We start from the raw sequence: 24,955 nt of genomic DNA, 5'->3' as shown, positions 1-24,955 counted from the left end.
ACGGTCTGAATCTCAGACCGTTTTTTTATGATTAATTTTGTTCCTGTTTTTCTAATTTGATGAGGTTCGCGAGATTCTTAATCACCGTATCATGCTTCTTCACAAAGGGATTTTCCTTATTCCATACATATCCTGCCAATACGGCGCAGATCTTTTTCTTTACATCCGGATTTTCTGGTTGGTGGAAGAATAATTCCTGGAGGTTTCCGGTATACCATTCCTTTACATACGTTGTGAAAACATCTACTCCATAAAGAATGTAATCGCTATATTCCGTTTGCCAGTTGATCGTTTCCCCATTCAATTGTCTTAAGGCCAGCTTGGCAGCCAGCATTCCGGATTCTGTGGCAAAAGCCATTCCTGAAGAAAATACCGGATCAAGGAATTCAGAAGCATTTCCCGTTAAAGCAAATCCATCTCCGAAAAGACTTTTTACCGAACAGGAATAATCTTTTAAATGTTTTGGTTCAAAAAGGAAATCTACACTTCCAAAACGTTTCACATAATAATCCGAAAGAGAGATTGCCTTTTTTAAAGCTTCGGTGGTATCTCCGTTTTCAGATAATTTTTCAATATAATCAGTTGGCCCTACAATTCCTACACTTGTATTTCCGTTGGAAAAAGGAATTACCCAAAGCCAGACTTCAGTTTCAATAATATCAAAAGAAATCAAAGTGCCTTCTTCACCTTCCTCTCTGTTGACGTCCTGTACATGAGAAAAGATGGCAGAATGAGGAGAAAGTTTTGATGGTTTTTCAAGGTTTAATAATTTGGGAAGCACTCTTCCGTAACCACTTGAATCGATAACAAACTTAGCATGGATCTCTTTTGTTTCACCATCCTTGCTTCTTACCGTAGTAACTGAATCTGTACCATTGAATTGAATATCAATAACTTCAGTTTCAAATTCAAGATCAATTCCTTTATTGATAACTTCCTGAGCAAGAGTATTATCAAAATCAGCTCTCGGAACCTGCCAGGTCCAGTCCCAGCCGTCGCCGAATTTGTTGCTGAAATCAAAAATGCAGACTTCATCTCCGCGAAGGAAACGTGCGCCGAGCTTTTTTTCAAAGCCCATTTTATCTAAAGCAGGGAAAAGTCCGGCCTCGTCAAAGTGATCCATAACCCTCGGAATTAAGCTTTCACCAACTACCAGCCTGGGAAATTTTGTCTTTTCAACAACTTTCACGTTGACGTTGTTCTTCTTTAAGTATGAAGAAGACACGCATCCGGAAGGTCCAGCTCCGATTACAAGAACGTCAACAAATTCTTTGCTCATCTTTGATTTTTTATTTTAATAATAACTTTTATCTTTGCCGCAAAATTAGTGACAAATAATTAATATTTTACAAAATTATCAACTATTACTTTTAATTGATGAAAATAAATAACTTTTTAGGACTGAAAGATTTTCAAAAAATTATTATTGAAAATGAAAAAATAGAACTGGATGAATCACTTTTATCGAGAGTAGATACAAGTTTTCAGTTTTTAAAGGAATTTTCAAAAAATAAAGTAATATATGGTGTGAATACCGGCTTTGGGCCGATGGCTCAATTCAAAATCAGTGACGAAGATACCCATCAGCTTCAGTATAATCTGATCAGAAGCCACTCTTCAGGAATTGGAAATCCTTTGCCTGCTCAGGAAGTGAAAGCTTGTATGCTGGCCAGAATGAATACTTTATCGCTAGGGAATTCCGGAGTGCACCAGTCTGTTATTTATCTTCTTCAGGAGTTAATTAACAGAGATATTACGCCATTGATCTTTGAACACGGAGGTGTAGGAGCAAGTGGAGATCTTGTTCAGCTGGCTCATTTGGCTCTGGTATTAATCGGAGAAGGAGAAGTTTTCTATAAAGGAGAAAGGAAATCTACAAAAGATGTTTTCGAAACGGAAGGCTTAGAACCTATTAAAGTAGAAATCCGTGAAGGACTTGCCTTGATGAACGGAACTTCCGTGATGTCGGGAATTGGTATTGTAAATGCTTATAAAGCAAACCAGCTGACAGATATTTCGATCAGACTTTCCTGTGCCATCAACGAAATCGTTCAGGCGTATGACGACCACTTCTCGGAGGCTTTGAACGCCACCAAAAGACATTACGGTCAGCAGAAAGTTGCGGAAAGAATGCGTGCTCATCTGGCAGACAGTAAATTAATAAGAAAAAGAGAAGATCATCTTTATACCCATTTTGAAGAACAGGAAAAAGTATTTAAAGAAAAAGTACAGGAGTATTATTCTTTACGATGCGTTCCACAGATTTTAGGACCTGTATTGGATACTTTGGAATATACTGAAAAGGTGCTGGAAAACGAAATCAATTCTGCCAACGATAATCCAATCATCAATGTGGAAGACCAGCATGTTTACCACGGAGGAAACTTCCACGGAGATTACATTTCTCTGGAAATGGATAAGCTTAAAATCGTGGTAACGAAGCTTACAATGCTTGCAGAAAGACAGTTGAACTATCTTTTGAATTCTAAAATCAACGAAATCTTGCCTCCTTTTGTAAATTTAGGTAAATTAGGTTTCAATTTCGGAATGCAAGGGGTACAGTTTACGGCAACTTCTACCACGGCGGAAAGCCAGATGTTATCGAATTCTATGTATGTTCATAGTATTCCAAACAATAATGATAATCAGGATATCGTTAGTATGGGTACCAATGCAGCGGTAATATGCAGAAAAGTAATTGAAAATGCTTTTGAAGTATTGGCCATTGAAGCGATTACAATCATTCAGGCTATTGAATATCTTGGTTTCCAGGATAAAATTTCATCCTCTACAAAAGAACTGTATGATGATATCAGAAAAATTATTCCGGCATTCTCCAGTGATATGATTATGTATCCATATCTGGAGGAAGTGAAGAAATATTTAAAAACCATGTAACTATTAGCCTTGATCAATTGTCTATTAATCAATAGATACAAAGCTAAACTTAAAAAAACTAAAACGAAATAAACACTAACGCATGAAATGTGCAATTGTAACAGGAGGCTCCCGCGGAATCGGGAGAGCGATCTGTATAAAACTGGCTGAAGAGAAAAACTATCACATACTGATCAACTACACTTCCAACGAAGCTGCGGCAAAGGAAACTCTTGCCAAAGTACAAGAACTTGGTGCCACCGGAGAAATCCTTAAATTTGATGTTGGTAATACGGAAGAAACACAAACTGTTCTGACAGACTGGCAGGAGAAAAACCCTGATGCAGTAGTAGAAGTCATTGTCAATAACGCAGGTATCACAAGAGATGGACTGTTTATGTGGATGCAGAAAGAAGACTGGAACAGTGTCATTAATACAAGTTTAGATGGGTTTTTCAATGTTACCAATTTCTTTATCCAAAAGCTGTTACGTAACAAATACGGAAGAATCATCAATATGGTTTCAGTTTCGGGGGTAAAAGGTACAGCCGGACAGACGAATTATTCTGCTGCAAAGGGTGCTTTGGTAGGAGCAACAAAAGCTCTCGCACAAGAGGTTGCCAAAAGAAATGTTACTGTGAATGCGGTAGCTCCAGGTTTTATCAAAACAGATATGACTCAGGAGTTTAATGAAGATGAACTTAAGGCCATGATTCCTGCCAACAGATTTGGTGAGGCAGAAGAAGTCGCTGATCTTGTCGCATTTTTAGCTTCAAAAAAAGCTTCATACATTACAGGAGAAGTGATTAATATTAACGGAGGAATTTATTCATAACATGGAAAATAGGGTTGTAATTACCGGAATGGGAATTTATTCCTGCATCGGGACATCTTTAGAAGAGGTCAGGGAATCCCTATACCAAGGAAAATCCGGTATTATTTTAGATCAGGATAGAAAAGAATTCGGTTTCAGGTCAGGGCTTACAGGCGTTGTTCCCAAGCCGGATCTTAAAAATCTCCTGAACAGACGTCAGCGTGTGAGTATGGGCGAAGAAAGCGAATATGCTTTCATGGCTACTACCGATGCGTTGAAACAGGCGAATCTTGACGAAACATTTTTAGATTCTCATGAAGTAGGAATTTTATACGGAAATGACAGTGTTTCCCAGGCAGTCGTAGAATCTATAGACATTGCAAGGGAAAAGAAAGATACAACATTGATGGGATCGGGAGCGATTTTCAAATCAATGAACTCTACGGTGACCATGAACCTTTCCACGATTTTTAAATTAAAAGGAATCAATCTTACCATCAGTGCAGCCTGTGCAAGCGGATCTCATTCTCTGGGATTGGCTTATATGATGATTAAGAATGGTTTTCAGGATATGATTATCTGTGGCGGCGCTCAGGAAACCAATAAATATTCCATGGCAAGTTTTGATGGATTAGGAGTGTTCTCCGCCAGAGAAGATGAGCCTACGAAAGCATCAAGACCTTTTGATGCCGGAAGAGACGGCTTGATTCCTAGTGGAGGAGCGGCATCTTTAATCGTTGAAAGTTTAGAATCTGCTCAAAGAAGGGGAGTTCCGATTATTGCTGAAATTATCGGCTACGGGTTCTCTTCAAACGGAGGGCATATTTCGACACCCAATGTTGACGGGCCGGCTTTAGCAATGAACAGAGCCTTACAACAATCGGGATTAAAGGCTTCAGATATCGATTATATCAATGCGCATGCAACTTCTACTCCCATTGGTGACGCCAATGAGGCAAAAGCGATCTATGAGATTTTTGGAAGCGAAGTTCCGGTAAGTTCTACCAAATCTATGACAGGACACGAGTGCTGGATGGCCGGCGCAAGTGAAGTTATCTACTCAATTCTGATGATGCAGAATGATTTTGTAGCCCCTAATATTAATCTGGAAAATCCTGATAATGAGATTGCAAAGATAAATTTAGTCGCAAAAACAAAAAATCAAAAAATTGATGTATTTTTGTCGAATTCTTTTGGTTTTGGGGGAACCAATTCTGCATTAATAGTTAAAAAATTTGATTAAAAACATGGAAAGGGGAAAAATTGTTGCTATCGTAAATGATTTTTTAGTGAACGAATTCGAAGTAGACGGAGACGAGATCAGCAACGAAGCAAATCTTAAAACAACATTAGGCTTAGACAGCTTAGATTATATTGATATGGTAGTGGTTATCGAATCTAATTTTGGAGTGAAATTGGGAGAAGCCGATTTCAAAAAAATGGTGACATTCGATGATTTCTATACAACGATTGAAAATAAGATTGCTGAAAAAAACGCGTAATTATTGAATCAATCTTAATTCTTTAAAAGGTACCAATGTGATAATAGAACAGTGTGCAGGCCATACTCATGATATTGTTACATTGGTATACTGTTATATTGATAAAATGTATTTATGAACAAGTGGAAAGGTAAATCTAAAGGGACGGTATCGGGATACAGAATATTCGTCTGGTGTATTAGAAATATCGGGATCAAAAGTTCATATTTCGTATTATACTTTGTAGCTGCGTACTACACACTCTTTCAGAAGAAAAGTAACCAATATATTCTTTACTATTTCCAGAGAAGATTGAGCTATGGATATTGGAAAGCAAAATCTTCAATATTTAAAAGCTATTTCACATTCGGAAAAATTCTTATTGATAAAACGGCGATCTCTGCCGGGTTAAGAGAAAAATATACCTACGAATTTGATGGGATTGAAAACCTGAGAAACCTTTTAGCAGCCAAAAAGGGAGGGGTTTTGATCAGTGCTCATATCGGTAATTTTGAAATTGCTGAACACTTTTTTGCAGATATTGATTTCGATTGCCAGATTAATCTGGTTACTACAGATCAGGAAGTTACAGTGATCAAAGAATATCTTGAAACGGTAGCTGTTAAAAAAAGTAATATTAAATTCATTTATGTCAGAGAAGATATGTCGCATATCTTTGAAATCAATCAGGCATTATCCAACAACGAACTCATTTGCTTTACGGGAGACCGTTATTTTGAAGGATCTAAATATCTTGAAGCAGAACTGCTGGGGAAAAGTGCCAGATTTCCTGCCGGTCCTTTTCTGATCGCTTCCCGACTGGGCGTACCCGTAGTATATGTGTATGTAATGAAGGAAAAAAATCTTCATTATCATCTCTATGCCCGTGTTGCACAGAATATTAAAAATCGCGATTCACAAGGACTTCTGCAGTCTTATGTTCAAAATCTGGAGGTGATGGTAAAAAAATATCCTCTCCAGTGGTTTAATTATTTCGATTTTTGGGATGATGTTGATTAATTTTTCTATTTTTATCTCCTAAAACTAACAAAAAAACTAACAACTACTAAGATTTATTGAGAATCTAAGATCATCAGATACTATTTACCAGATAGAATTTTCCTGTCTATTGATAACAAATAATACGCGAATTTCTTAATTTCTCAATCTCTTATTAATAAACACATTCCCCTTGAAGAAAGAATATGACATACTTGTAATCGGCAGCGGATTGGGAGGTCTTGTTTCGGCTCTTATTTTGGCGAAAGAAGGACTAAGTGTCTGTGTGCTGGAGAAAAACAACCAGTATGGGGGGAATCTTCAAACTTTTTCACGGGATAAACTTATTTTCGATACCGGAGTTCATTACTTAGGCGGTCTTTCTGAAGGTCAGAATCTTAACCGGTTCTTTACCTATCTCGAAATCATGGAAGATCTTGAGCTTCAGAAAATGGATGAGGACGGGTATGACAGGATCTCATTTGATGATGATACTATAGAATATCCTCATGCGCAGGGATACGAAAATTTTGTAGAACAGCTCACCCGATATTTTCCCGAAGAAAAAGAAAACCTTGAAAATTATTGTGAAGAAATTCAGTATGTCTGCAGTCAGTTTCCGAGATATCATGTAGTTGGAAAAGACCATTACAATGAGGAAATTCTTCATTTAAATACCAAAAGATTTATAGAATCCGTTACATCTGATAAAAAACTTCAGGCGGTCTTATTGGGTTCTAATTTTTTGTACGCCGGAGATTCTGAGAATGTTCCTTTCTATGTGCATGCCCTTACGGTGAATTCATACATCCAAAGTGCTTACAAATGTGTAAAAGGAGGAAGCCAGATTTCTAAACTGTTGATCAGGAAACTTCGTGAATACGGGGCAGAAGTCCACAAACATGCTGAGGTTTCTGAGTTCATTTTTAATGAAAATAATGTGCTGACATCGGTAAAAACAGCAAATGAAAAAGAATATGCTGCCAAGCAATTTATTTCCAATATTGAAATCCGTTCCACCATTCGGCTGATTGGAGAGGAAAGGTTAAAAAAATCTTTTCTGAACAGGGTTTTAAGCTGGAAGCCGGTTCCTTCATGCTTCAGTGTTTATTTGATTTTAAAACCTCACAGTCTTCCAAATTTCAATTATAATATCTATCATTATTCCTCGGAAGATCACGTTTGGAATGCTTCCCGCTATCAAAAAAAGGCATGGCCTGAAACGTATATGCTTTCATCAACACCATCAAAACATCATCCTGAGTTTGCAGAAAGTATGACTGCGATTTCATATATGGATTTTGATGAGGTTAAAAAGTGGGAAAAAACGTTCAATACTGTAGCTGATGAACATGAAAGAGGAGAGCAATACGAAAAATTTAAGCTGGAAAAGACAGAGCGGATGCTCGATGCCTTAGAAAAAAGAATTCCTAATTTAAGACGGGCAATTAAAAATATTTATACCTCTTCACCGCTGTCTTATCGTGATTATATCGGAAGTTTTGAGGGAAATATGTATGGATATATGAAAAACTCAGATAATCCTCTTAAAACCATGGTTTCCCCCCGTACGAAAATAGATAATCTTTTTTTGACAGGCCAGTCGGTGAACATGCACGGAATTCTGGGGGTAACAATCGGGGCTTTTAATACCTGTGCTGAAATTGTAGGAAAAAATTTGATCGATGAAAGATTAACACAAATGATTAAAAATACTGATGGGAAGTAATAGGCAGTCTGTCATTCAGAGTGAAGCAAGTAGTTCTTTCTGCGGGAAACAAATCAAAGTATTGTGCTGCTTATTCCTGCTTGTTAATCTGATTTCCTGTGGTATTAAAAAATCAATTACCCATATTCCTGATGTCAAAGAATATTCACTGGAAACTCCGAAAGTAACTCAAATTAACGACACCACATTTAGCTACAATCAGAATTTTCTGACTAAAAATAAACAACAGCTCTGGGAATTGTACATCAAAGGAAATCCTTTACAGCTGGGTTACAATAACGGTGCACTGACTCAAAGTCTGATGCAGAAACAAGAGGAAATCTTTTTTTCAAAAGTGGAAGGATTTGTACCTTCAAAATTCAAACAGAGATTGCTGAGAGGATTTTTAAAATGGTACAACAGAAAGATGTATCTCAATGTGAGGGAAGATTATCAGGTAGAATTATATGGTTTATCACAATACTCATCTGATAAATATAATTTTATTGCTCCCAAATATTTAAGGAATTTGTATCTCCACGGGGCACATGATATTGGGCATGCTTTGCAGGATCTTGCTATGGTAGGCTGCACTTCGCTTGCGGTCTGGAATGAGAATTCAGAAGACGGGGATCTCCTGATCGGACGAAATTTTGATTTTTATGTAGGCGATGATTTTGCCAAAAATAAACTGGTAGAATTTGTAGAACCGGAAAACGGAATTCCCTATATGTCCGTAAGCTGGCCGGGAATGATTGGTGTTGTATCCGGAATGAATAAAAAAGGAATTACAGTCACCATCAACGCAGGGAAATCGAAAATCCCGCTGACGGCAAAGACACCCATTTCTCTTGTTACCAGGGAGATTCTGCAATTTGCAGGGAACATTGAAGAAGCCATTGCGATTGCTAAAAAAAGGAAAGTTTTCGTTTCAGAATCCATTCTCGTGGGAAGTGCAGCCGATAAAAATGCGGTCATTATTGAAGTTTCACCCAAAAACTTTGGAGTCTATCGGGTGCAAAATACAAGTAAAGTTCTTTGTACCAATCATTTTCAGTCAGAAGCGTATAAGGATGATCTTAAAAACCAGAAGCACATTGAGGAAAGTCATTCAGCGTACCGGTATGAAAAGCTTCAGGAACTTTTACAGGAAGAACCAAAGCTTAATCCCGAAAAAATGGCTGCTATTCTCAGAAACCGATCCGGGTTAAAAGATGAAAAGATTGGCTATGGAAACGAAAAAGCATTAAATCAGCTTCTGGCCCACCATGCTGTGATCTTCTCACCTCAGAAAAGATTGGTTTGGGTTTCTTCTAATCCTTACCAATTGGGAGAATTTGTGTGCTATGATTTGAATGAAATATTTTCTGATAAAGGAATTCAAAAAAATGATTTTTCAAAATCAGGATTAAATATTGCCAAAGATCCGTTTGCCGATTCACAGGAATTCAGAGATTACCAGGAATATAAGCTGATCAACTCAAAAATTAATGATGCGATTGATCATCATGAAATACTTGCTGATGATTTTTTAACCCATTATCAGTCTTTAAACCCTGATTTTTGGAAAAGCTATTATATGGCCGGAAAATATTATTTTTACAAAAAACAATATACCAAGGCAAAAAAAGAATTTGAAACAGCTCTTACCAAGGAAATAACAACCATTCCGGATAAAAGAGACGTAGAAAAATATCTGAACAAAACGTTGAAGAAATTAAAATGATTCCTAAATATATAAAACTCTTATTCTGTATTCCCGTCCTTATTATTATCTGCTATTTTATCTATCTGTGCACGGTCTATCAGTCGGTTCCTGATGTGATAACGATTCATAGCTATGGAAATAATCCGGATCTTTCCGGTAGCAAGATGTTTCTCTTTTTACCGATATTGCTCAATGTTGTGATTCTTGTATTCACCTGGCGGATCATTAGCAGACCTGATAAAATCAAATTTACCTTTGAGATCAGTGAAAATGAGAAGGGAAAAGTATATCATACTACACAGTTGGCCTTGGTCATTATTGCCATATTTGTTACAATCATGATGGGCCCGTTGTCATTTTCAGATGTTGTTTATAAATAATTTTTTCTCTTGTTAAGGCAGAATCGTGTAAACATTTGATTGATTTCTATACAATTAATGCCTTTTTATTCCAAATTTTCGGTACAGGAAACGTATAAAAAATAATTTAACAATTATTTTAGCGAAAAATTTAAATCTTTTCATTGCTTTTTTTGTGAATTAGTTGATGTTTTTTTAATTATATCATTGTTTGTTGTGTTTTTTATTGCTGTATTATAAATTAGGCTTTTAAAAAACATTAGATATGATAAAAATTAGACTGACTGTTAAGCTCCTGCTTTTAACTTCACTGCTGAGTACAGGAGTAATTCTTGCTCAAAATCAGGAGCAGGTAATTAAAGACTATATGAACTCCTCAAAGGGGCAGTTTCAAAGAGTAGATGCAGATTTGAAAACCTTTAAAGTAGTTAATGTTGACCATTCCACGAGCCTTAAAGGAGATGTGGTTGGTATACAACAAACCATCAACGGAATCCCGATTTTTGGAAGCTCGGCAAATGTGCTGATCAGAGAAGGAAAAGTACTAAGTTTTGCAGATACATTTATAAAAACACTTCCCAGCAGTATCAAGGGTAAAGAAAACTCTCAGAAAGAGGCTTTGGTTGCTGGCGTGGCCACGAAATTCCGCGGGAGTTCTACATCTAAAAATAAGGAAGATAAAGAAGTACCGATCAAGACTACAACCGTTTATTTTGAGAAAAATGGAACTTTGATACTTGGATATCATTTCGATGTTGAAGAAAAAGGAACGAGTAATGTTTGGAGTGTGATTATCAGTGCTGATGACGGCTCTGTTTTGTATAAAGAGAATTTAACGTTGTCTTGCAATTTTCATTCTGATGCCTATCAACGTTTGGAGGAAAATAATCAACCACAGAGAAGTATACAGCCTGCAATATTTCCCCTGCTACAGAAGGAACTGAACCAACAGAATAAAAACTTTGTTTTGGCTCCTGATGATGCATCTTATAATGTATTCGCATTTCCGGTGGAAGCTCCTAACTTCGGCAATAGAACTTTAGTCAATAATCCGTGGGATATTACTGCTTCTCCTGAAGGATGGCATTCTGACGGAACCAACAAATATACCATAACAAGAGGAAATAATGTGTATGCTTATACTGATGAAAATGCAACGGATACCCCGCAGTTTTCACCTGATGGTGGGGCCTCCAGAGCTTTTGATTTTCCATTGGATATCACACTAACACCACAGAATTATACCTCTGCAGCGGTAGCCAACTTGTTTTACGTGAATAATAAAGTGCATGATGTCTTTTATAAATTTGGATTTACAGAAACCGCTAAGAATTTCCAGACTAATAATTTTGGACTTGGAGGAAATGGTGGTGATGCGGTCTTAGCTGAAGCAAGAGACGGGGCGAAGTATGATAATGCTGATTTTACTACATCTGATGATGGCTGGAAGCCAAGGATGCAGATGTACTTATTTGAACCTCGAAATATGCAGAACCTTTTTTATAATTCACCTGCCGCCTATACATCGAGAACTCCTAATAGTAAAACTGCGGATTTTGGGCCAAAACTTACAGTAATTGGTGTTACAGGAGATATTGGAACAACTACACCTACTGATGGATGTGCCTCTATCACTGAGGATTTAGCGGGGAAAATAGCTTTAATACAACGCGGAACTTGCAATTTTGCGGCTAAGGTTAAAAATGCTCAGCTAAAAGGCGCTAAAGCTGTAATTATATATAACGCCGCCACTTCTACAAACTTTCTTGGAATGACAGGAGGTGATTCCAGTATTACTATTCCATCGATAATTATTGAAAATTCTGAAGGTGTGGCGATTGTTAATCAATTAGCATCTACTTCTGTAAATGTAACATTGAAGTACGATAAGCCCAATTATATCTATAGAGATGGAAGTCTTGATAATGGTATTGTCACTCACGAATATGGGCATGGCATTTCTAATCGTCTTACCGGCACAGCTGTGGGTTGTTTAAATTACAAAATATCAAATGAGCAGATGGGTGAAGGGTGGTCTGATTTTTTTGCTTTGATGTTGACCAATAGACCTGGAGATAATGCTTCAGTTCCCAGAGGAATGGGAACTTTTGTTTATGAACAGCCAATAAATGGGGCAGGAATGAGACCGAAACAGTACTCACCTGATTTTACTGTTAATGATTATACATACGGAAAGACAAATGGGATGAAATATAATGATACCGAAAAAGATGGTACTCAGATTACCAGAGCAAATTCTCATAGTATAGGATTCGTTTGGGCTACCATGCTGTGGGACCTTCACTGGAACTATGTAGAAAAATATGGATATAACAGTAATGTTTTAGCTGATCCTAACAGTGGAAGTGCCAGAGTACTCCAGCTTGTAGTAAATGCTCTTAAATTGCAGCCATGTTATCCTAATTTTGTGAAGGGAAGAGATGCTATTTTAGCTGCTGAACAAGCTAGAACAGGAGGTGTTGATAAATGTATGATTTGGAAAACTTTTGCTAAAAGAGGCTTAGGAGTTAATGCTTCATCAGGTGGGCTCAATGGAAGATGGCTAGGTTCTGATCAGCCTGCACCAGATTTAAATGATCAGGTAGAAGATAAGACTATTCCGGCAGAATGTGGAGTTTTGGCTGTAAATGAAGTTTCAAAGTCAACAGGAATTGCCATTTATCCAAACCCTGTAAAAAATGAGTTTACTATAAAAACTCCTTCAGGAATGAATCTTTCAGGAATTACAACCGTGGCTATCTATGATTTCACCGGTAAAATTGTCTCTAAAGAAAGTATCAATCTTAATAAAGAAAATACCATTAGGGTTGATAAGCTGATCAATGGAGCTTATGTGGTAAAAATCAATGGAAATTCAATTGATTACACACAAAAGATTATCGTTTCAAAATAAAAATAGAATAATTCAATTGGGTAAAGTCTCGGAATCTTTTGGTTTCGGGGCTTTTTTATGTTTGATCCTTATCCTAATTATTCTCCGGATTAAGCTTATTAAGAAAAAGAAAAGTGATTATTCCTGACAGCGCTGCTAGTGAAGTACTCAAAATAAAACTGCCGATAATATATTGAAGCAGATTGTTTTTAATCAGATCAAAATTTAAATCCTGACCTAAAATATTACTATCACCATGCACAAAAGGTGCTCCCAAAAATAAAGAAGCTGCAATAATAAAAGGAATAAAAGGTGGTAAACTCACATTGGACGCCACAAAAGCAAGGACTTTGTTCAGTTTTAAAAGTACCGACAGGCTGATGACAAGCAATGTCTGAAATCCCCAAAAAGGAGAAAGCCCGATGAATACTCCAAGTGCAATAGAAAATGCTTTGGTACGGTTGCTGCCATCACTTTCCAGAACATCTTCCTGAATGAATTTTTTAAAACTTTTTTTTTTGAAATTATTCACAAAATTCCTCGGAATAATATAAAACAAAGTGATCGTTACCAGAATTGTATTCAGAATACTGATTCTGGTGAAATCCTTGAAAGGCCTGAAATGAGAAACCCGCTCAGCAGGATCGTAAAGAACTTTTATCGGCACATTTTTTACAGGAACATGCCTCCATGCTGTTCTGACAATGATTTCAATCTCAAATTCAAATTTTGGAGTAAAATATTTTTTTGGTATTTTATGTAAAGGATAGAGCCTGTAGCCCGATTGGGTATCTTCCAGTTTAATTCCGGTTTCAAACCAAAACCAGAAATTCGAAAAACGATTTCCGAAACTGCTTTTCTTAGGAATTCCATCCTGAGACATATTTCTGTTTCCGATTAATAAAACATCCTCCTTTTCCTGCAAAAGAGCTTCAACAAAAACAGGAATGTCATCCGGATAATGCTGTCCATCAGAATCAATGGTTATCGCATAATGATACCCCATTTCTTTCGCTTTCCTGAAACCAAGTTTCAACCCATTACCTTTTCCTTTATTTTCCGGTAAGGTAATCACCATAATTTGCGGATATTGCGTAAGGATATTTGGGGTAGAATCAGTAGATCCATCGTTAACTACAATAACGTTCCCGGTATAATTTAAAACACCGTCAATGACCCTTTTCAGAGTCTTTTCATTATTATAGGTAGGTATTAAAACACAGATTTTCTTTTCAGAAATTGCATTTTGTACTTCAGGAAAGGACATGGTTTTATTTTAAAGTGGCTCTTTCAGCCTCGGTAATAGTTTTAGACTGCATTGCAAACCTTTTGATATAGTTTTTTAATGCTGTGTTTTGCTTGCTGTAATTGCTCAGAAGGAAAGCTTTATCATCTTTCAGACTTCCACGGTATCCTACTATTTTGGGAATATTTTCCTGTACACTCAGTCTGATCAGGCGAAGTTCTGCATTGTTCGGATTGCTTTTGATGGTTGCTTCAAGACTCGTAGCTCCTGTTTTTACCAAAGCTTTTCTGTTTCCTTTAGCAATTTTAGCTTCCATGATCTTAGCAGCAGCTTTATAGCCTATAGTTACCGGATCAGAACCGGATTGTCTCCCTGCAGTTTCAATAAAGTTTTCTGTATTGGCATTGGATTCAGTAGCTTTTGCATAGCTGTTTCTCAGCGCTTCTATGTCCGACTGAAAGAAAAAAATAAAAGCCGTTACTAATGATAAGATAAGTTTCATGACGGTATTTTTTTATAGCTTACAGACAATTTCAATGCAATAGTCTCGCCAAAAGAGGTTATATTTTTTACTTTAACATCTTCTTCATTTTCGTTAATATCCAGTTGAAGAACCAAATCCGATGTTTCAAAAGGATTTATAATTGCCATAAATTTGACGTTGGAAGCTGTTTTTAAAAATAATTTTGAACCTACAAATTCTTCAGTCAGTTCCTTAATAATTTGCATCATACAAACTCCAGGAGTTACAGGATTTCCAGGAAAATGTCCCTTGAAAATATCATGATCCTTGTTCAGGCTGATGTTGGCGATATAATGTCCGTTTTCTGCTTTTTCGTATGAAGTAAGAGTATAAAAGTCTGTAAGAATGGTTTGCATAAACTATTTTTTCAGGTTAAAATTATTCGGTTTCGGTTATTTGAAATAGTTTTATATTAATCTTAAAATCCTTGTGTTGAAGGCGTAAGCTATCCGCGAAGATATGCTTTTTTGCATCAAAAGTAAAATCGATTTTTTCCTTATTATTTTTAGTATAAATGATCTGTTTCAGCAAGCCATTTTCTTTGTTAAAGAATAGATAGTAATTTTTTCTATCAATTTTAGAAAGATAAATAGTAGCATTTTCATTCTCAAAGCTTTCGCTCACCGGATATTGTCTTTTTAAAAGCTGCTGGAAATCATTTTTCAAAAAGTTGATGACAATTTTTTTATCCAGATCTGGCAGAACATAGTTGAGTTTAAAATCGCTGTCAGAAATTTCAAAATCAATCAGCTTATTCCCGAAATCTGAAGTTAATACTACACGATGCGTCGTTTCATTCAATTTTTTGATGATCAGGATACCGCTTACATGATTGCTGTAAATATCCATCTGACACTTGTATACATAATCTTCTTTGGAAGAAAAATACAGATTCTCAACCATTTTTTCTGTCGTTCCTGTTGGCTTTGCATCTGTAAGCTGATATGTTTTACAGGACACAGCCAGCAATAAAATCAGACTATAAAGTAAATTCTGACGCAGGAATCGAAGCATTGACTTTGGTGTTTTTAAATACAATATTTGTAGTGTCTCCTGAAGCTTCCGTCATATTGACCTGTGAAACCGTTGACTGGTTTTTTGGAAAATAAAGCTCAATCTGTTTGATGTATTTCAGAAGCTGAGATGTTTTAGGAACGAACTTCGCGACATTATAATTTCCATTTTTAAAATAAGTGACGGTAAATTCAGGATCGTTAAACATTGTCCCGTTGGAACTCCCTACAATTAATTTATTGATTTTCTCAAACGTCTTGCTTTTGGCATCTACAGAAGATTTCTTCCCCTGATCGTTAATGTATATTTTGTTGCTTTTAAAAACAATGCCGTATTGATAAGGCTTGGTGTACTTCCAACTCAGCATATTAGGAGTCTGTAAAGACATTTTTCCATAGGTCACAATGTTTTTATCCAGAAAATCCATTTTTTTGGTCTGGGTAAAATCACTTTGCAGGGTTTTAATCTCCTTCGTTTCTGATGAGACTTTTGAGACAAATGCTTTTGCTTCAGCTCCTGACATTGCCGTATTTTGGGCAAAAAAGAACCCGGAAACCAATAAAAATGCTCCGAAAGCAATATTTTTAATCATTTTTTCTTTGAATTTGTAATTGAATCAACAGTGAATGTTGAATATTTTTTATCCTTCAAAAATACTAATAAATCTACCACGACCTGATATGTTTTGTCTGAAGTATCGTGAAGCAGAATAATACTCCCTTTTTTAAGGGTTTTAGTAATTCTTCGGTATATTTTCCTTTCGTCATCGATTATTGTGTCTAAAGAACGAACATTCCACCCGATACTGTGTTTGCTGGTTTTGCTAATTGCTTTTGCGATATTGGGATTTGTAACTCCAAAAGGAGGTCGGTACAAATTCGTTTTTATATTCCCGACATCATTCATTACCTGATCACAATTTTCAATCTCTTCAATCATTTTTGAAGTGGATAAAAATCCGGTAGAATTGGAGTGAGATAGGGTATGATTGCCAACAGTGTGGCCTTCGGCAATGATTCGCTGAAATGTTTCAGGATATTTTTCAATCTGTTTTCCTATACAGAAAAAGGTTGCTTTGATCTGATGTTCTTTGAGTAGATCTAAAAATTTTGGTGTAAATTCAGTCGGGCCGTCATCAAATGTCAAGGCAACTTCCTTGATTTTTGTTCGTTTGTGGGTAATGCTGTTGACGAAATACCCTAATTCAATATCAAAAGAACCCCAGACTACTACTGCTGAAAAAGCAATGAAACAAACAACATAAACCCAAAAGCTTCCTTGAAACGCATAAATAAAAACGTTACAAAAAATATAAAATAGAATGAATGGGTAATGTTTCATCGTTGGCTGTTTTTGAGTTTAAATGCTCTGTTTTGTCATTCTCAAGGTAGCGAAGCGAAATGAAGAATCAAAATATAACAGAAGAGATTCTTCCTTCGTCAGAAATCGAAGATTCGGCGCAGCCAATGACAATAACGCAGTATTATATCATTTCTTTTAGGTAAATAAGCAAATTTATTACCATTAGGCTTTTTCCAATAATACCAAACTGTGGTCGCTTCCCGCTAAATGATTGTAAAGAAGGACAGTTTTTATTTCCTCTTTCTTCACGTCATTGATCATCATGACTTCCGGAATTTGCTGTTCCTTCAAAATATGACATGCCATGAAAGTGGAAAATCCACTCGCAGTGTTGAATTCGCCACTCAAATGCTTATAATACAATGCAGCCGAATCGGGAAATATTTCCATTGCTTTTGTATAATAAACATCGGATTTTGCATCTCCACTGAAACCTAAAATAACGGCATCAATATCCTGTGCTGAAAGATCATTTTTAGTCAGATAATCCTGGATAAAGATAATCACTTCATTGATATCCACTCTATTGCTAATCTGAATGTTTTTAAGCTTCGCATAAGAACCAGCCGTCTTATCTTTTCCCAGCACAAAGAAGCTCGCTCCTTCTCCCCAAATGACACCATCAGTTGTGGAGGTTAAATAATCAACTGGAAGATCAGTTTCTTTTTTAATGGTATTATTTAAACAGTAAAGCTCCATGGTTCGGGCTGTCTGCTCATCGGTAGACCCTGCCAAAACATTTTCTGCTTCACCGTCATTGATCTGAAGTTGTGCATCCAGGAAAGAAAATTCCAGTGACGATGAGGTGTTTACATAGGTGAAGTTATACGCATGGCATTGTAATCCCAGCGCAATTTGTCCTGCAACAGTGTTGTGGGTCGACTGAATGAAAAATGTAGGTGTTAAAAACTCTTCTTCATTATCAATCACATTTTTGAGAAACTTTTCAGAATCCTGGGAACAACCCATTCCTGTTCCTACGATGATCGCATCCGGTTTCGATATTCCTGCTTCCTGTAAGGCATAATGGGAAGCAACAGCGCTCATCTTTACGGTTTTAGACATCCTTCTGATCATGGCAGGAGGGATGAATTCTTTATAGTTAGGATCTATAGCTTTTAACATTCGGCTCGAATTTTCCGGCTTCAGATTCTGAAGAATATTTTCGTTTAAAGTGTCCTGAGCAGAGATACAGGATGCACTGTTGATGTATACTGGACTCATGATTTTGAGAAAATTAAGGTTGAACAATTTCCTCCAAACCCGAATGAATTGGAAAGAACATTCGTGATATTCTTTTCTTTTAACTCGGTCACAGGAGTCAAATCAAACTCTTCCATTTTCGTTTTGAAATTCAGGTTGGGGAAAATAAGGCTATGTTGCATCGCAAGGATTGAAAACACAGCTTCTATTCCAGCGGCGGCTGCCAGAGTATGCCCTGTAAATGCTTTTGTAGAACTGAATTCAGGAACCTGATGATCACCAAAGATTCTGATCATGGCAATACCTTCCGATAAATCATTATTAGGGGTCGCAGTACCATGAACGTTGATGTAATCAATATCTTCTTTAGACAATCCTGAAACTTTCAAAGCCTGCTGCATGGCTAAAAATGCACCTTGTCCGTTTTCTGAAGAAGCGGTCTGGTGATGAGCATCATTGGCGTTTCCATATCCGGAAAGATAGGCCAAAACCTGTTTATTGTCTTTTTTAACTATTTCTTCGGATTCCAGGACCAAAAAAGCAGCTGCTTCTCCCAGGTTCAGTCCTTTCCGGTCATTATCAAAAGGAGTGTTGTAAGAATCGGTAAGAATCATCAGGGTATTGAACCCGTTTAATGTAAATTTTGACAGAGAGTCTGTTCCTCCGACGATCACACGATCCAAAACGCCATTTTTTATCAGCTTCGCCCCCATCATAATTGCATTAGCTGCAGATGAGCAAGCAGTGCTGATGGTGGAAACCATCCCCTTTAGTCCTAAATAATCGGCAATAGCCAATGAGGAATTTCCGGCATCATGAGCGTCAATATATTTTTGCTTTTCAGGAAAGTCTTCATAAGAGTAGAAATACTTTTCAGTGATATCCATTCCGCCCACACTGGTGGAGGAAATCAGGCCTGTTTTATAACCGTTAATATCTGAAATCTTAGCACTTTCTACGGCTTCTTTTGCAGCAATCATTCCTAATAAAGAGGTTCTTGTCACATTATTGTCTTCATTCAGCTGAAGTTTCTGTACAAGCTCTTCGTTAGATAATTTTATTTCACCTGTTTTAATCGATCCTGCATGGCGGGTTTCAAACATTTGGATATCTGAAATTCCATGGGTTCCCGATTGTAATGAAATAAAATTTTCCTCTACGTTGTTTCCGATAGAGGAAATGATGCCCATTCCTGTTATGGCAATTTTTTGACTCATGGTATTACATAATATAACAATGCAGCGATCTAACAATTTACCAGTAATTGCTACATTGTTACACTGTTAGATTGTTACATTAACTTTATTTCGTTCTGTTTTCTTCGATGAATTTAGCCATCACATCAATGGATTGAAAAATTTCCTTTCCTTTTTTAGGATCAGATAATTTTATTCCGTAGTTTTTATCAAGAAGAACAATCAGTTCCAAAGCATCAATCGAATCAAGTCCTAATCCACCTCCGAATAAAGGATCTGAATCTTTGATATCCTCTACAGATACATCTTCAAGGTTTAGAACTTCAATAATTTTGTGTTTCAATTCAGTTTTTAGGTTTTCCATAATTAAGTTTAATTTACCAATGTATCAATAACCGGTTTATCCATTAATATTGCCACATTGTTATATTGTTACATTTTTATAAGGTTAGCAAATATACAAAAGCTTTATAATTTTCCTGATACAATTCTACCCAGCCGCATAATACCTTTTCAGCCTTTCCGGAGCGAAGAATCTGTTCGGAATACTCATTTAAAAAATTTTCATCAAAATCATCCAAAACGAAAAAAGCATTCTCAGTCTGCATCTTATGTTTAATGCTGATTTCACCTGCGCAGATATTCGGAAGTGTGTATACAAAAACTGCGGGGCTAGGGAAGTATTCTTCTTGTGAATTGATACTTTCCTGGTATTTAAAATCAGTATCCAGACTGGCTGATTTGTTAGCAAAAACGAGAGCTGTCTGGCTTTGGTCTTCATCTTTTAACAGCATTTCAGCTGCCAGGAAAGCTAATTTGCTTAGGCTGTCCATTTTATGAAACTTAGGATAATTGAGTTCTAAACTTTTATAAGCCTCTTTTGCAAATTCAGGGAAAGTTTGATTTTCTGTTTCAAAAATAAGGTTTCCGTCAACGGTTATTTTTGAATCTTGTATAGTACAGGTACTGGTTTTCTTCATCATATTCATTTTAATATTTCTCCAATACAATGGCAGCATTACACCCTCCAAAGCCAGAAGCGGTTTTGAGAATATATCTGATTTCAGCAGGCTGGTTTTCTTTAATAATATTCAAAGGTTGGGAAACTCCCGGTTCTTCAAAATTTTTGGAAGGGATTAACGTATTGTGAATGGCACTTTCCATAGAAATAATACTTTCCAGAAGTCCGGAAGCGCCAAGACAATGCCCGTAAAATCCTTTCATACTGTTTAAAGGAGCGTTTTGCAATTCCATTCTGTTGAATGCAACGGCCTCCATTTCATCATTGTATAATGTTGCCGTTCCATGAGCGGAAATAAAATCAATTTGCTCTGAAGATACAGCAGCTTCTCTCATTGCATTTCTGATGCTGGCATATAAGCCGTCTCCGGTTCTCGAAGGTCCGGAAATATGATTGGCATCATTGATGGCGGAATCTCCCAGGATTTTAAACCTGAAATGATCTTTTTCTGAGGGTTCTGAGGTGATATAGGCGGCAGCTGCGGCCTCACCAATATTGATTCCGTTTCTGTTTTTATCATAGGGCTTGCAGGGTTCTGTTCCTATTGCCTGAAATGAATTGAATCCTGAAATCACAAATTCAGAAAGTTCATCACCGGCAATTACAAAGGCGTCTTTATATCTTCCTGCCTGAATCATATTCTTGGCAACAGCAATCGCCATTACTCCTGAGACACATGCGTTGGAAACCACAATGGGTTTTGTTTTAAATCCGAAAAAATCAGCTATTTTCTGTGCTAATGCGGAAAGATAAACACCTTCCGGCAATTCCGCCTTATTTTTTAACAAACTGATATTACCTTTTGTAGTTGAAAGGATAAAAGCAGTATTTTCTGATATTGAATGTTTTTCAACAAGAGGCTGTATGCTTAAAAGCAACATTTTTTCAAGTCTTGTGAAATCAAAGGTGTTTTGAACAAAAATCCGGTTGAATTCCTCATCCAGTTTTTCAGAATCAATTCCGGAAGCGTAAAAGGCATCCTGATTTTCTATGATCTGATGTAATGCCACTCCTGATTTTCCTTCTAAAATTGCGTTCCAGTTGGAATCTACATTAAATCCTAAGGGAGTAACGCAGTTGTAATCGGTGATATAAATTTCCTTCTTCATGATAATCCCATTTTATCTTTCCAGGTTTGAAAAAACTCCGGATTGTAAAGACACAGATTATTTTCACTATCTAAAAATACCTGTATGGTTTCCCCAGTACAGACCAGTTTATCTTCCTGATTAAAAATCTCATATGTATAGATCAGTTTTGCTGAGACTGAGTTCACAAAAGTGGTGACAATCTTGAATGTTTCTCCATATTTTAGTGGAAGAAAATGTTCACAGGTACTTTTTACAATAGGTGTTACATACCCGGCATTCTGAATATCCAGGTAAGTTAAGCCGTGTTCTCTTCCGAAAGCCTCCCTTCCGTCTTCAAAATAAACGATATAGTGTCCATGCCAGACGATCCCCAATGGATCAGTTTCATTGAATCGTACTCTTACTTCTTCAGTACAGGATAATATGTTTTCTTTAGACTGCATTTTGTTTTTTCTCGTAAAAAATGGAAATGGATACCGTTGCAAGGTAGAATAAAAATAAGAAAGCTAATTCTTTTGCAATTCCGCCGATACCACTATTTCTTAATATAATATCATAATAAGCGTTCAGTCCCCAGTTCATTGGAGAGAACTTAGCTACCGTCTGCATGAAATCAGGCATTAAAAATACCGGTACCCAGATTCCGCCAATGGCTGCCAATACAACAACCGATGTAGCTCCAAATGGGGCAGATTGTTCCTGAGTGTCGGCAATAGTTCCCAATAAAACTCCGAATCCGATAGCCGCTAATCCTGCAAATAAGGTGACTACCACAAGGTGAAACATTTTTCCTGATACATCAAATGCAGGAAGATCCATGTATGGAAAAAGATAAATACCCACAGCAACCATCAGTAAAAACTGAATGATACAAATGATAAGGTATGTAAATGTTTTTCCTAAAATATGCACAAAATAGGGGGTAGGGCTGATTCTTGCTCTAACACTTGTTCCCTGGCTTTTTTCTTTTACCAGGTTGATAGATAATGGAACAACAATAAAAAAGATGGCAAAAAGAGTCCATGCCGGGACGTTGTGCTGAACAGAGTTCGGCATCACATCCATTTCTCCTTTTTTAGGAGTAATTTCTTTAAAGCTAATCAGGTTTTTGTTTTCATCCAGATTTTCTGTAGTCCCCAGTTGATCCTGAAATGCCTTGTAAATTTTTTTATTTTCGATTTCAAAAACCATTTTGTTGACAGAATTCATCACAGAGTTTTTGAATCCTGCATTGGTCGCCGGATCGAAATATAAATGAATTTCTTTTGCTTTTGGAGAAGCTATTTTTGTTTTTGCAGAATCTCCTTCCAAGCCAAATGAGCTTACAATGGTCTGAACTTTTGACTCAATATTTGAATTTAAATCTTTCGTCAGATTTTCAGGAATGACGATGGCCATCTGATAATCTCCCGAGAAAACGGCTTCCTGAGCTGATTTTTCGTTATAGTTGGTCAACAGCTGAAAAGTTTTGCTGCTTTCCAGTTCACTTTTTATATTTTTTGAAACTTCAGATTTGTCGTTGTCAATAAAAATGATTGGGATTTTCGAGCCTTCAAGATTTTTAAAGGTTGAATCCTGGATTAAGGTAATGGTTACAATTAAAAGCAACGGCATTACAAATATGATGACAATTCCTCCGATATCTCTTTTGAGCAGAAGAATTTCCTTAATAAAGCTTCTCCACAGTTTATACAACAACATCTCTTAATTCTTTTCCGGTTAATGAAATGAAAACATCCTCAAGGTTTTCAGCGCTGGCAATTTGGGAAACCAATTCTTCAGGTGTTCCCACAGCATGTATTTTCCCCCTGTCAATGATGGCTATTTTGGTGCAAAATTCTTCCGCTTCAGAAAGGTGATGGGAAGTATAAATAATGCAGGTTCCGTTTTTATTCAATTCCTGTAAGAAATCAATAATTACTTTTTTGGATTGAACATCAACACCAACGGTCGGTTCATCCAAAAACAAAACCTTCGGATTATGAAGGGTTCCGGCGATGAGGTTGCAACGGCGTTTCATCCCTCCTGAAAATTGCCCCACCTGTTTATCTGCAAATTTTGAAAGTCCCATGATTTCAAGGGAATCATCAATTGCTTTTTTAAGCTGTTTATGTTTTAAACCATATAAACTGCCGAAAAACATTAAGTTCTCTCTTGCAGTAAGGGTAGGATAAAGTGCATATTCCTGAGGTACAATACCGATAATCTGTCTTATTTTGAAACCATCTTTGTGTGGCGATAATCCGTTAATTGTAAATAGTCCTGAAGTAGGCTTAATCAATCCCGAAAGCATAGAAATCAAGGTGGTTTTTCCTGCTCCGTTTGGTCCAAGAATTCCGTAGATCTCGTTTTTTTCGATATTCAAAGAGATATCATTGACAGAAAACTCATCTGAGTTTTTGTACTTTTTATATAAACTTTTGATTTCAATCATATTCTCCGCCATATCAGATCGCTTTTCTCAGTTTTTTATAGAAAGCTTCTTCCAGATCTGCAATCTGCAACATCGTTTTTGAAAGTTCGTTATAAATATTGCTTTTTGAGTTTCTGTTTTTGTAAACACGGGCAATATCTACGGCGAAATCTCTCCAAAGGTCTCCGATAGAGGTTATTTCTTTGGATAACTCCTTTAATTCATCATTTTTAAGAATCACTGCTGCTTCCTGAAGAAAAGCGCCATAAATAAATCTGAAGCCTCCACCACCGGTTCCGATTTCCTCCTGCATTCTGATCAGTTGTCCCAGATAGTGGTTGGTCACTTTTGGCCCTTTCTTTTCTGCCCATTTCGGAATGCTCTTCGCAACCCATCTCATGGCTTTCACTCCGATGAGAGGAACGGGAGCCAGCATATTTTTGCAGGTATCCTTAATACCTTTTTTGATGGCTTCTTCAAGATTGATATTTTCCGGAACATAAATAGGGTAGTACATGTGTCCTTTCGGAGGCAAGGCTCCTTTGGCATATCTTACCTTTTCCAGTTCTGCTTCAGAAAGGGACGTTACATAATCCATTACCGGATCACTGATAAGAAATTTTCCGTCTTCTTTACCATACACCACCAGGTTGTGGGCATTGAAGTGGAATTTATATTCTTCAGGAAAATAAGTAAGGTTAAAAACTCCAACCTGAAGTCCTGTAGGTATATTTTGTTCTAAGTTTCTTTCCAGCGCCTTTTGGGCATCTTTTGGATTTGAAAACTTTTCTCTTTTGATTTTAATTCCTAATCTTTTGGCGGCTTTACTGAAAATAGCACCCGGCATCGGCCGATAGCTGAAGCCCGGAGCAAAATTCACTTTTAAAAAAGGCAGGTATACAAAAAACAATCCGGAACCGATTCCGAAGATCATCGGTTCGCTCAGTTTTAAGCCTTTGTTAAGCAGTAGATTAGAAGCAACACCGTTTTCGCAATGCGCAGTCTGATGGTGTTCAAAGTTTAATTTCATTTGCAGCTTATATCTTT

At 36.8% G+C, this 24,955-nt stretch carries 25 protein-coding genes; 9 read left to right on the top strand and 16 right to left on the bottom strand.

Going from position 1 to position 24,955, the window contains the following annotated elements:
• Positions 1–31 precede the first annotated feature (31 nt).
• Positions 32–1,279, bottom strand: a complete 1,248-nt coding sequence (locus EG342_RS03605) for an NAD(P)/FAD-dependent oxidoreductase (RefSeq protein ID WP_103288453.1) — start codon at positions 1,277–1,279, stop codon at positions 32–34.
• A gap of 98 nt (positions 1,280–1,377) precedes the next feature.
• On the opposite strand from EG342_RS03605, the gene EG342_RS03600 reads away from it, so the two are divergent.
• The 9 genes from EG342_RS03600 (at position 1,378) to EG342_RS03560 (ending at position 12,860) form a co-directional block, all read left to right on the top strand.
• Complete coding sequence (locus EG342_RS03600) at positions 1,378–2,898, top strand: HAL/PAL/TAL family ammonia-lyase (RefSeq protein WP_185126877.1); 1,521 nt, start codon at positions 1,378–1,380, stop codon at positions 2,896–2,898.
• An 82-nt stretch (positions 2,899–2,980) separates the two neighbouring features.
• Positions 2,981–3,712 carry a 3-oxoacyl-ACP reductase FabG gene (fabG, locus tag EG342_RS03595; protein WP_103288451.1) on the top strand — a complete coding sequence of 244 codons (732 nt, stop codon included), beginning with the start codon at positions 2,981–2,983 and terminating at the stop codon, positions 3,710–3,712.
• Position 3,713: 1 nt separating this feature from the next.
• Positions 3,714–4,934, top strand: a complete 1,221-nt coding sequence (locus EG342_RS03590) for a beta-ketoacyl-[acyl-carrier-protein] synthase family protein (RefSeq protein ID WP_103288450.1) — start codon at positions 3,714–3,716, stop codon at positions 4,932–4,934.
• Positions 4,935–4,938: 4 nt separating this feature from the next.
• Positions 4,939–5,193, top strand: coding sequence for an acyl carrier protein (locus EG342_RS03585; protein ID WP_103288449.1), 255 nt, complete (start codon positions 4,939–4,941; stop codon positions 5,191–5,193).
• 114 nt (positions 5,194–5,307) lie between these two features.
• Complete coding sequence (locus EG342_RS03580) at positions 5,308–6,192, top strand: LpxL/LpxP family acyltransferase (protein ID WP_103288448.1); 885 nt, start codon at positions 5,308–5,310, stop codon at positions 6,190–6,192.
• A 172-nt stretch (positions 6,193–6,364) separates the two neighbouring features.
• On the top strand, positions 6,365–7,900 hold the full coding sequence (locus EG342_RS03575) for a phytoene desaturase family protein (RefSeq protein WP_103288447.1): 1,536 nt from the start codon (positions 6,365–6,367) through the stop codon (positions 7,898–7,900).
• Positions 7,890–9,605 carry a C45 family autoproteolytic acyltransferase/hydolase gene (locus tag EG342_RS03570; RefSeq protein WP_103288446.1) on the top strand — a complete coding sequence of 572 codons (1,716 nt, stop codon included), beginning with the start codon at positions 7,890–7,892 and terminating at the stop codon, positions 9,603–9,605. Before EG342_RS03575 ends, EG342_RS03570 begins: the two co-directional genes overlap by 11 nt.
• Complete coding sequence (locus EG342_RS03565) at positions 9,602–9,967, top strand: hypothetical protein (RefSeq protein WP_103288445.1); 366 nt, start codon at positions 9,602–9,604, stop codon at positions 9,965–9,967. Before EG342_RS03570 ends, EG342_RS03565 begins: the two co-directional genes overlap by 4 nt.
• A 244-nt stretch (positions 9,968–10,211) precedes the next feature.
• On the top strand, positions 10,212–12,860 hold the full coding sequence (locus EG342_RS03560) for a T9SS-dependent M36 family metallopeptidase (protein WP_103288444.1): 2,649 nt from the start codon (positions 10,212–10,214) through the stop codon (positions 12,858–12,860).
• A 73-nt stretch (positions 12,861–12,933) separates the two neighbouring features.
• Here the strand turns inward: EG342_RS03560 and EG342_RS03555 are convergent, their stop codons facing one another.
• The 15 genes from EG342_RS03555 to EG342_RS03485 all read right to left on the bottom strand — a co-directional run bounded on the left by EG342_RS03555 (position 12,934) and on the right by EG342_RS03485 (position 24,938).
• Positions 12,934–14,106, bottom strand: coding sequence for a DUF2062 domain-containing protein (locus EG342_RS03555; RefSeq protein ID WP_103288443.1), 1,173 nt, complete (start codon positions 14,104–14,106; stop codon positions 12,934–12,936).
• Positions 14,107–14,110: 4 nt separating this feature from the next.
• Positions 14,111–14,587 carry a hypothetical protein gene (locus tag EG342_RS03550; protein ID WP_103288442.1) on the bottom strand — a complete coding sequence of 159 codons (477 nt, stop codon included), beginning with the start codon at positions 14,585–14,587 and terminating at the stop codon, positions 14,111–14,113.
• Positions 14,584–14,964: a 3-hydroxyacyl-ACP dehydratase gene (locus EG342_RS03545; RefSeq protein ID WP_103288441.1), complete on the bottom strand. Its 381-nt coding sequence runs from the start codon at positions 14,962–14,964 to the stop codon at positions 14,584–14,586. Before EG342_RS03545 ends, EG342_RS03550 begins: the two co-directional genes overlap by 4 nt.
• Before the next feature lie 22 nt (positions 14,965–14,986).
• Positions 14,987–15,622 (bottom strand): hypothetical protein, encoded by a 636-nt coding sequence (locus EG342_RS03540; protein ID WP_103288440.1) that lies wholly within the window; start codon positions 15,620–15,622, stop codon positions 14,987–14,989.
• Positions 15,588–16,214 (bottom strand): LolA family protein, encoded by a 627-nt coding sequence (locus EG342_RS03535; protein WP_103288439.1) that lies wholly within the window; start codon positions 16,212–16,214, stop codon positions 15,588–15,590. Before EG342_RS03535 ends, EG342_RS03540 begins: the two co-directional genes overlap by 35 nt.
• On the bottom strand, positions 16,211–16,963 hold the full coding sequence (locus EG342_RS03530) for a polysaccharide deacetylase family protein (protein WP_103288438.1): 753 nt from the start codon (positions 16,961–16,963) through the stop codon (positions 16,211–16,213). The genes EG342_RS03535 and EG342_RS03530 overlap by 4 nt, the downstream gene beginning before the upstream one ends.
• 183 nt (positions 16,964–17,146) lie before the next feature.
• Positions 17,147–18,208, bottom strand: a complete 1,062-nt coding sequence (locus tag EG342_RS03525; protein ID WP_103288437.1) for a beta-ketoacyl synthase N-terminal-like domain-containing protein — start codon at positions 18,206–18,208, stop codon at positions 17,147–17,149.
• A complete protein-coding gene (locus tag EG342_RS03520; RefSeq protein ID WP_103288436.1) occupies positions 18,205–19,404 on the bottom strand; it encodes a beta-ketoacyl-[acyl-carrier-protein] synthase family protein in 1,200 nt (399 codons plus the stop codon). Before EG342_RS03520 ends, EG342_RS03525 begins: the two co-directional genes overlap by 4 nt.
• Before the next feature lie 85 nt (positions 19,405–19,489).
• On the bottom strand, positions 19,490–19,747 hold the full coding sequence (locus EG342_RS03515) for a phosphopantetheine-binding protein (RefSeq protein ID WP_103288435.1): 258 nt from the start codon (positions 19,745–19,747) through the stop codon (positions 19,490–19,492).
• Positions 19,748–19,823: 76 nt separating this feature from the next.
• Complete coding sequence (locus tag EG342_RS03510; protein ID WP_185126876.1) at positions 19,824–20,366, bottom strand: 3-oxoacyl-ACP synthase; 543 nt, start codon at positions 20,364–20,366, stop codon at positions 19,824–19,826.
• A 7-nt stretch (positions 20,367–20,373) separates the two neighbouring features.
• Positions 20,374–21,513 (bottom strand): beta-ketoacyl synthase N-terminal-like domain-containing protein, encoded by a 1,140-nt coding sequence (locus EG342_RS03505; RefSeq protein WP_103288434.1) that lies wholly within the window; start codon positions 21,511–21,513, stop codon positions 20,374–20,376.
• The gene (locus EG342_RS03500; RefSeq protein WP_103288433.1) at positions 21,510–21,938 is read right to left on the bottom strand and encodes an acyl-CoA thioesterase; all 429 of its coding nucleotides are present in this window, start codon (positions 21,936–21,938) and stop codon (positions 21,510–21,512) included. Before EG342_RS03500 ends, EG342_RS03505 begins: the two co-directional genes overlap by 4 nt.
• Positions 21,928–23,196 (bottom strand): ABC transporter permease, encoded by a 1,269-nt coding sequence (locus tag EG342_RS03495; protein WP_103288432.1) that lies wholly within the window; start codon positions 23,194–23,196, stop codon positions 21,928–21,930. The genes EG342_RS03500 and EG342_RS03495 overlap by 11 nt, the downstream gene beginning before the upstream one ends.
• Entirely contained in the window at positions 23,183–23,941 is a 759-nt protein-coding gene (locus tag EG342_RS03490; RefSeq protein ID WP_103288431.1) for an ABC transporter ATP-binding protein, read from the bottom strand. The genes EG342_RS03495 and EG342_RS03490 overlap by 14 nt, the downstream gene beginning before the upstream one ends.
• A 1-nt stretch (position 23,942) precedes the next feature.
• Positions 23,943–24,938: a BtrH N-terminal domain-containing protein gene (locus tag EG342_RS03485; protein WP_103288430.1), complete on the bottom strand. Its 996-nt coding sequence runs from the start codon at positions 24,936–24,938 to the stop codon at positions 23,943–23,945.
• Positions 24,939–24,955 lie beyond the last annotated feature (17 nt).

Source organism: Chryseobacterium lactis (genome assembly GCF_003815875.1).
Classification (GTDB): Bacteria; Bacteroidota; Bacteroidia; order Flavobacteriales; family Weeksellaceae; genus Chryseobacterium; species Chryseobacterium lactis.
The sequence above is the reverse complement of the archived record's forward strand: the minus strand, read 5'-3'. Positions and strand labels throughout refer to the sequence as shown.